General features: G+C 67.2%; 6 protein-coding genes. 1 reads left to right on the top strand and 5 read right to left on the bottom strand.

Translation table 11 applies throughout. The annotated features are described in order from the left end of the window. Positions 1-51: 51 nt before the first annotated feature. The 5 genes from POF53_RS25740 to POF53_RS25720 form a co-directional block, all read right to left on the bottom strand. Positions 52-1,464, bottom strand: coding sequence for a pyridoxal phosphate-dependent decarboxylase family protein (locus tag POF53_RS25740; RefSeq protein WP_203652324.1), 1,413 nt, complete (start codon positions 1,462-1,464; stop codon positions 52-54). Positions 1,465-1,649: 185 nt separating this feature from the next. Next, positions 1,650-2,594, bottom strand: a complete 945-nt coding sequence (locus POF53_RS25735) for a LysR family transcriptional regulator (protein WP_498970017.1) — start codon at positions 2,592-2,594, stop codon at positions 1,650-1,652. Positions 2,595-2,680: 86 nt separating this feature from the next. Continuing rightward, a complete protein-coding gene (locus POF53_RS25730; RefSeq protein WP_498970015.1) occupies positions 2,681-3,391 on the bottom strand; it encodes a YebC/PmpR family DNA-binding transcriptional regulator in 711 nt (236 codons plus the stop codon). Between the two features lie 118 nt (positions 3,392-3,509). Then, on the bottom strand, positions 3,510-4,901 hold the full coding sequence (locus POF53_RS25725) for an FAD-dependent oxidoreductase (RefSeq protein ID WP_254464152.1): 1,392 nt from the start codon (positions 4,899-4,901) through the stop codon (positions 3,510-3,512). Positions 4,902-4,915: 14 nt separating this feature from the next. Further along, a complete protein-coding gene (locus tag POF53_RS25720) occupies positions 4,916-6,232 on the bottom strand; it encodes an MFS transporter (protein WP_234563100.1) in 1,317 nt (438 codons plus the stop codon). Positions 6,233-6,477: 245 nt separating this feature from the next. Here POF53_RS25720 and POF53_RS25715 point away from each other — a divergent pair, with 245 nt between their 5' ends. Then, entirely contained in the window at positions 6,478-7,347 is an 870-nt protein-coding gene (locus POF53_RS25715; RefSeq protein WP_203652321.1) for a LysR substrate-binding domain-containing protein, read from the top strand. The last annotated feature ends 446 nt before the right edge of the window (positions 7,348-7,793 follow it).

Here is a 7,793-nt window from a genome sequence, read left to right as displayed (position 1 = left end):
CCCCCCCCCCCCCCCCCCCCGCGACAGCGTTCAGCGCTTGAGCTTGCCGCGTTACTCGGCCACTACCGCCTGCAACCGGGCCCACAGCCGCTCGACATGCGCACGCTCGGTCGGCAGCGCCCCCACCGACACCCGCACCATCCAGCGCCCGTCGAGAGTCGCCGGGGTCACGTAGGCATCGCCCGAATTGTTGAGACGTTCGGCCCAGGCACGGGTATGGGCATCCAGCGCCTCACCCGCGAGGCCCGCCGGGCAATGACGGATGCACAGGGTCTGCAATTGCACCGGCGCCAGCACTTCCCACTGCGCCGTCGCCTCGACCTGGGCAGCCAGCCAACGGGCGTTGTCCAGGTCGCGACGCAGGCGTTGCTGCAGGGCCTCGACCCCTTCGCTGCGCAGCATGAACCACAGTTTCAGCGCGCGGAACCGGCGCCCCAGCGGGATGCCCCAATCGCGCAGGTTCTTCACCTCGCCATCGACCGCCGATTGCAAGTAGCTGGGGTTGGTGCTCATCACCCGGATCAGGTGCTGCGGATCGCGCACGTAGTAGATCGAGCAGTCGAAGGCCACGCCCAGCCATTTGTGGGCGTTGACCACCACCGAGTCGGCCAGCTCGATGCCGTCCCACATCCAGCGGCACTCCGGAAGGATCATCGCCGAGCCGGCCATGGCCGAGTCCACGTGCAGCCACAGCTGGTTGGCCTGGGCGATCTCGCCGATCGGACGCAGCGGGTCCAGCGCGGTGGTGGTGGTGGTGCCGGTGGTGGCGACCACGGCGCAGGGCTGGTTGCCGGCGGCCAGGTCCTGCTCGATGGCCTCGCGCAGCGCCTCCGGACGCATGGCGTAGCGGGCGTCGGTGGGGATCAGGCGGATATTGTCGCGGCCGAATCCGGCCAGCAGCGCGGCCTTGTCCACCGAGCTGTGGGCGTGGGCGCTGACGTAGACGATCAATGGCCTGGCCTGGGCCTGCAGGCCGCCGTGCACCTGGGCGTGGTCGGTGGCGCGTTCGCGGGCGCTGATCAATGCCACCAGGGTGCTGGTCGAGGCAGTGTCCTGGATCACCCCGCTCCACTGCCCGCTCAGGCCCAGCAGCTGGCGCAGCCAGTCGAGGGTGGTTTCCTCCAGCTCGCTCAGTGCCGGGCTGGACTGCCACGACAGGCCAAGCACGCCCAGGCCGGTGCTGAGGAAGTCGCCGAGCACCGACGACAGGGTGCCGTTGGAGGGGAAGTAACCGTAGAAGTCCGGATGCTGCCAGTGGGACAGGCCGGGCATCACCAGCTTGTCGACGTCGGCGAGGATGGCTTCGAACGGTTCGCCTTGCTGCGGCGCGCCCTCGGGCAAGGCGGCCTTGAGGTAGCCCGGCTGGACCTGGGCCATGACCGGGCGCTCGCCGACGGTCTGGCGGTAGTCGGCGATCAGGTCGATCAGTTGGTGGCCGTACTGGCGGAATTGTTCGGGGGTCACGGGGGGCTCTCCTGTGGATTGTCAGGTGCGTGTGCCGGCCTCTTCGCGGGGCAAGCCCGCTCCTACAGGGACCGCGCAATCCTGTAGGAGCGGGCTTGCCCCGCGAAGAGGCCGGCACTGGCAACACAATGCCCGCAGTCTAGGCGCCTGCCGGCTTGCGAATAACCCCGCTTCGCGCATAGCTGCTATGGCGAAGGCGCATGCCCACCTTGCACGCCGAACTGCGACTGGCGCCACACCTCGAATACCCGGTTGCGCAGCCAGCGGTGCTCGGCCGAGGCCTGCAGGCGCTGGTGCCACACCACCCAGTAGCGCTGGGTGTGGTCGATGAAGCCCATCGGCCGCCAGCTCAGGCCGTGCAGCCGCGCCAGTTGCCGGGCGATGTGCTCGGGCACTGTAGCCAGGGCCTGGCCATTGCCGAGCACCTGGACCATGGCACTGAAGAACGGCACCTCCAGGCTGATGCGCCGCTGCAGCCCCTGGACGCGCAAATGACGGTCGATAAAGCTGTCCTTGTCGCCGCCCCCGGACACCCGCACATGCTTGAAGGCCAGGTAGTCGTCCTGGCTCAGCTCGGCGCGGGTGCTCAGCGGATGGTCATGGCGCATCAGGCACACCGCCCGGTCCTCGCCCAGCAGCCGGCCGTGCAGGTTGGGCGGCGATTCGTCGAACAACGTGGTGGCCAGGTCGATCTCGCCGCTGGCAAGCAAGGCGTACTGCCCAGCCTGCCAGGTGCGGTACTCCAGCGACACGCCCGGCGCTTCCTGCTCCAGCACCGCGACCAGCTGCGGCAGCATGTGCTCGGCCACGTAGTCGGAGGCGGCGAGGCAGAAGCGCCGCTCGCAGCGCGCCGGGTCGAACGCCGCGGGCTGGCGCAGGGCGTTGAGCTCCTCCAGCACCTGGCGCAACGGCTCGACCAGCGCCTCGGCGTGCTCGCTGAGTACATAGCCACGGCCCTGGCGCACCAGCAGCGGGTCATCGAAGGCCTCGCGCAGGCTGGCCAGCTGGCGGCTCAGGGCCGATTGGCTGCAGCCCAGGCGCTCGGCGGCGTGGCTGAGGTTCTTCAGTTGCAGGAGGCAGTCGAGGGTGCGCAGGTGGGCGAGGCTGAGGGAGGCGAAGGTGGGGTGCATGAGGCAGGTCCGGAAATGATCGCGGGGCAAGCCCGCTCCCACAGACGCGCTGGGAGCGGGGTTGCCCCGCGAGGATGACGCTCGGCTCAGTCGGTCAGGCCGACATAGACGTTCTGCACGTCATCGTTCTCGTCGATCGCCTCGAGGAACGCTTCGACCTCGGCCAGGGCTTCGGCGCTGAGGCTGGCGGCGCTCACCGGGTTCTTCGGGGTGTAGCCGATCTTCGCCGACGTCACGGTAAAGCCCTGCTCCGGCAGGGCCTTCTGCACGGCATCCAGGTCGGTGGTGTCGGTGATGAACAGGGTCGAACCCTCTTCCTCGCCGTCCTCGAAGTCCTGGGCACCGGCTTCGATGGCCGCCATTTCCGGGTCGGCGTCACCTTCCGGGGTGGCCTCGATCAGGCCTACATGGTTGAAGTCCCAGGCCACCGAACCGCTGGCACCCAGCTGGCCCTTGCGGAACAGCACGCGGACCTGCGCCACGGTACGGTTGATGTTGTCGGTCAGGCACTCGACGATCAACGGCACTTGGTGCGGGGCGAAGCCTTCGTAGCTGACCGCATGGTACTGCACGGCCTCGCCGTCCAGGCCCGCGCCCTTCTTGATCGCGCGCTCCAGGGTCTCACGGGTCATCGAGGCTTTCTTGGCCTGGATGATCGCCAGGCGCAGGCGCGGGTTCATGTCCGGGTCGGCGCCCGACTTGGCCGCGATCTGGATTTCCTTGGACAGCTTGCCCATGACCTTGCCTTTGGCATTGGCCGCTGTTTCTCTATGTTTGGCTTTCCACTGTGCGCCCATATCGACTCTCTTTGTTTCCGCGGCCGGTTCAGGAAGCGACCGGCCTTAAAGTGGGGAGAGTTTATACGCCCTGCGCACCGGGTTCGACAAGAAATCGCGTATCCCGCGTGGGAGCGGGTCAGCCCTTGTCCGCCTTCCCCGCCGCCGCCGCGAACTTCGCCAGGCGCACGTCCAGCCGGCGCGGCCGCACGCCACGGTCCTCGGCGCGTTCCTTGCGGCGGATGGCATTGCGCACCAGCAACGACCCCAGGTAGCGCACCGGCTCCGGCGGAAACTGCCCCAGCGGCCCCTTGACCAGCGGCGAGCGGGTCCAGGCGTTGTCCAGCCCCAGTGCCAGCGACGACAGGATCTGCCCGCCCATGTGGCACGGCCCCACCCCGCTGCCGGAGTAACCGAAGCCGTAGAACACGTTGCCCTGCCCATCGAGCCGACCGAAGAACGGCAGCCCGGTCACCGAGCGGTCCGACGGCCCGTTCCAACTGGCCGCCAGCGGCACCTCGGCCAGCGCCGGGAAGAACTCGGCCAGGCTTTCGCGCAGCAGCGGCTGGTACGGCGACGGCTGGTCGAACACCGGCAGCATGCGCCCGCCATAAGCAAAGGTATTGCCGCCCTTGCCGAGCATCAACCGGCCATCGGAAGTGTTGTGGTAGTAGTGCACGAAGATCCGCGAGTCGAGCACGCTGACGCCACTGTCCAGGCCGATCCGGCCCAGCAGCTCGGGGCACGGCTCGGTGATCACCATGTCGCTGGAGACGATCGCCACGCTGCGCCCGAACTGCGGGAAGGCCCGCGCCATCCAGGCATTGAGGCCCAGCACCACGCGGTCGGCGCGGACGGTGCCGGCGCGGGTGCGCACCTGCACCGGCGCGCCATGCTCCAGGCCGGTCATCGCCGTGCCCTCGTGGATGCGCACGCCACGCTGCAAGGCCACCCGGCGCAGGCCGCGCACCAGCCGCCCCGGCTGCACCGTGGCCGCGGCCGGCGAGTACCAGCCCTCCAGATGCCGGTCGGAGCCGGCCAGGCGCTGCACCTGCTCCAGCGCCAGGCGCTGAAACGAATTGATCCCCTGCTGCTCCAGCGCGGCGATCACCGCATCGGTGCCACCGAGCTGGGCCTGGTTGGTGGCGGTGTAGAGCGTGCCGTCCATGCGGTAGTCGCAGCGAATGCCGTTGGCCGCGCAGAACTCGCCGATGGCGCCGATGCTGCGCTCGGACTCGCGCACCAGGCGCACCGCCTCGGCCACGCCGAACAAGCGCTCGAGGGTGAAGTACTTGGCCGACCAGGACAGCGCGCAGCCACCGTTGCGCCCGCTGGCCCCGGCGCCGCAGATGTCCGCCTCGAGCAGCAGCACCTCCAGCTGCGGCGCCTGTTCCTTGATCATCAGCGCGGTCCACAAGCCGGTGTAGCCACCGCCGACGATGCACACGTCGCAGCGCACGTCGCCGGCAAGCGGCGGGCACGGCGCCTGGTCTTCCTGGTCCAGGGCCTGTTGCAGCCAGAAGGGTCTCATCTACTTGCTTTCCTTTAGGTACGCAGTGGCTTGATCGCCATGCTGGTGTTGGGTGCCACATCGGTGGCCTGGGGTGCTGTTGCCGGGCGGCTGTTCCAGTGCGGCAGCAGCACCAGGGCGGAGAACAGCGCCGTGCCGGCGAAGACGATAAACACCGTGACGCTGTCGAAGTAACCGGGCAGCAGGCCGCCGAGCACCGCACCCACCGAGCCGCAGCCATTGACGAAACCGGCCGCGGTGGCGCCGGCCTTGGCCGTGCCGAAGTCGATGGCCGCGGCGCCGCTGATCATCGAGTCCGGGCCATACAGGGTCAGGCCCATCACAAACAGCAGGGCCACCACCAGCAGCACGCTGCCGCTGTGCATCGCCGCCATGAAACCGGCCAGGGTCAGGGTCAGCAGCACCAGGCTGATCACGCAGGCCGGCATGCGCCGGGCGCCGAACAGTTTGTCCGAGGCCAGGCCGATGAGGATCGGCCCGAGCAACCCGGCCAGTTCGAAGGCCGTGGGAATGATCGCCGCGCCGACCTTGCCCACCGACGGCATCTGCTCGAAGACGATCACCGGGCCCCACAGCAGGATGGCGTAGCGCGCAGGTTTGAGCATGAAGTAGGCCAGGCCCAGGGTCAGCACCGTGCGGTTGCGCAGGATCTCGCGCAGCGGCGCCCACACGCTGCACAGATTGCCCCCCGGGGCCATGCTCTGCGGCTCGGGCTCTACCGCCGGCAAGCCGACGTCCTCGGGCTTGTTGCGCTGGAAAATGAAGAACAGCACCGCCACCACGGCCACCACCACGGCGCTGGAGAAGAACGCCGCATGCCAGGTGCCGACCAGGGTGTAGGCCCACCAGCCGGCGAACGGCGAGGCCACCAGGCCGCCGAAGGCGTAGCACGAACTCCACAGCCCCAGCACCCGTCCGCGCTGGGAGGCCGGGAAGAAACTGCCGATGTTCTTGCACAGCCCCGCCCAGCCGGTGGACTGCGCCAGCCCCTGGATCAGCATGCAGGTGGCGAAGATCGGGAAGGTCGCGTAACTGCCCATCACCACCGCGGCCGCCGCCGAGATCAGCAGCCCGCCCAGCACCACCACACGGGGGCCAAAGCGGTCGGCGAGCATGCCCCAGGTGAACTGGCCCACGGCGTAGGCGGCCAGGTAGATCGCATCGAGGTTGGCCATGGCGGCCTTGTCGAGCATGAAATTCGGATCCTCGCCGATGCCGAGCTTGGCCACCGAGAAGGCCTTGCGGGTGAAATAGAAGGCGGCGTAGGCCAGCCAGGTGATCGCGAAGATCTGCACGCGCCAGCGTTTGATGGCGCCCAGGGATTGATTCATTGACTCTGACCTCTTGCTTGAGTGTGCCGGCAGAATGTGAAGAAACGCCTGTCTTGTTGTTGTGTTGCGCACTGCGTGACGGAGGGACGTCACCTGGTCAGATGGCGGTGGTGCCGCCATGGCCGACATGGCGCCGCTCGTGGCGGCGCAGCCGGGTTGAAACACATGGAAACAGGTGCTGACTGATAAATAAAATCGATTTATCGTATTTCACACATAAGCCCAGCTTGTAAGCGGAGTGTTCGATGTCGGTCTCCCATGCTCAACTCAAGGCCTTTCATGCAGTCGCCGAACAGGGCAGCTTCACCCGTGCGGCGCAGAAGCTGTTTTTGACCCAGCCGGCGGTGTCCGACCAGGTGCGCAAGCTCGAGGAGCGCTTCGGTGTGCTGCTGTTCCAGCGCAACAAGCGCTCGGTGCAGCTGACCGACCTGGGCGAGCGCTTGCTGGGCGTGACCCAGCGTCTGTTCGCCTGTGAGGCCGAGGCCGTGGAGCTGCTGCAGGACTCCCGCGCCCTGCACACCGGCAGCCTGACCCTGGCGGTGGACGCGCCGGTGCACGTGCTGCCGCAGATCGCCCGGTTCTGCCAGCGGTATCCGGGGATCCAGGTGAAGATCGAGACCGGCAATACCGATGAGTCGCTGGCCCGGCTGTTCAGCTACCAGGCGGACCTGGCCCTGCTCGGGCGCGATGTCGATGATGAGCGGTTGTTCTGCGTGCCGATGCGGCGTGACCCGATGGTGGCGTTCGTTTCGCACAACCATCCGTGGGCCAGCCGGGGGCAGATCAACCTGGCGGACCTGGATGACACGCCGTTGGTGCTGCGTGAGCCGGGGTCGGTGACGCGGCAGACGCTGGAGGAGGAAATGCAACGGGCCGGGTTGCGGATCCGGCCGGCGATCCAGGTCGAGGGGCGTGAGGCGGCGCGGGAGGCGGTGGTGGTGGGGATTGGCGTGGGGGTTGTTTCGGCGGCGGAGTTTGGGGCTGATGCGCGGGTTTGTGCTTTGCCGATTGTGGATTGTCGGCGGCATTTGACCGAGACGCTGGTTTGTTTGAGTGAGCAGAGGACGCGGCGGGTGGTGGCTACGTTTTTGGAGATGGTTTTGGAGGGGCTCTAGGGGTGGGTCTGGGTCTGGGTCTTTGGTGATTGTTTTGGTTTTTGTATGCGCATTCGTAGAATATAACGACATTTAGGCACCTTTCCGCCCTTACGGCGGGTTACTTTGGTCTTGGCCAAAGTAACCAAAGCCGCCCCGCTCCGTTCATCCGGCCCCTACGCTGCGCTCCGGGGTTCCCTCGCTCCGTTCTTGCTCCCGGGAGGACCGCGCTGAACGCCCCATCCTGGGGCGCAGCGCTTGACGGCCATCCATGGCCGTCACCTCCCTTCGCAAGAACTCCGCTCGGCCTCCTGAAGTCGCAATTGGTGTTGCCTGAACTATTGCGCGCTTAGAAGCAAGAGCAAGAGCAAGAGCAAGAGCAAGAGCAAGAGCAAGAGCAAGAGCAAGAGATGCGAAGTTAGTTGTTTGACAGTTAGTTATGTATTGATTCTACCGGCCCTTTCGCG

The organism is Mitsuaria sp. RG (assembly GCF_028369275.1).
In the GTDB taxonomy this organism is placed as follows: domain Bacteria; phylum Pseudomonadota; class Gammaproteobacteria; order Pseudomonadales; family Pseudomonadaceae; genus Aquipseudomonas; species Aquipseudomonas peradeniyensis.
The sequence above is the reverse complement of the archived record's forward strand: the minus strand, read 5'-3'. Positions and strand labels throughout refer to the sequence as shown.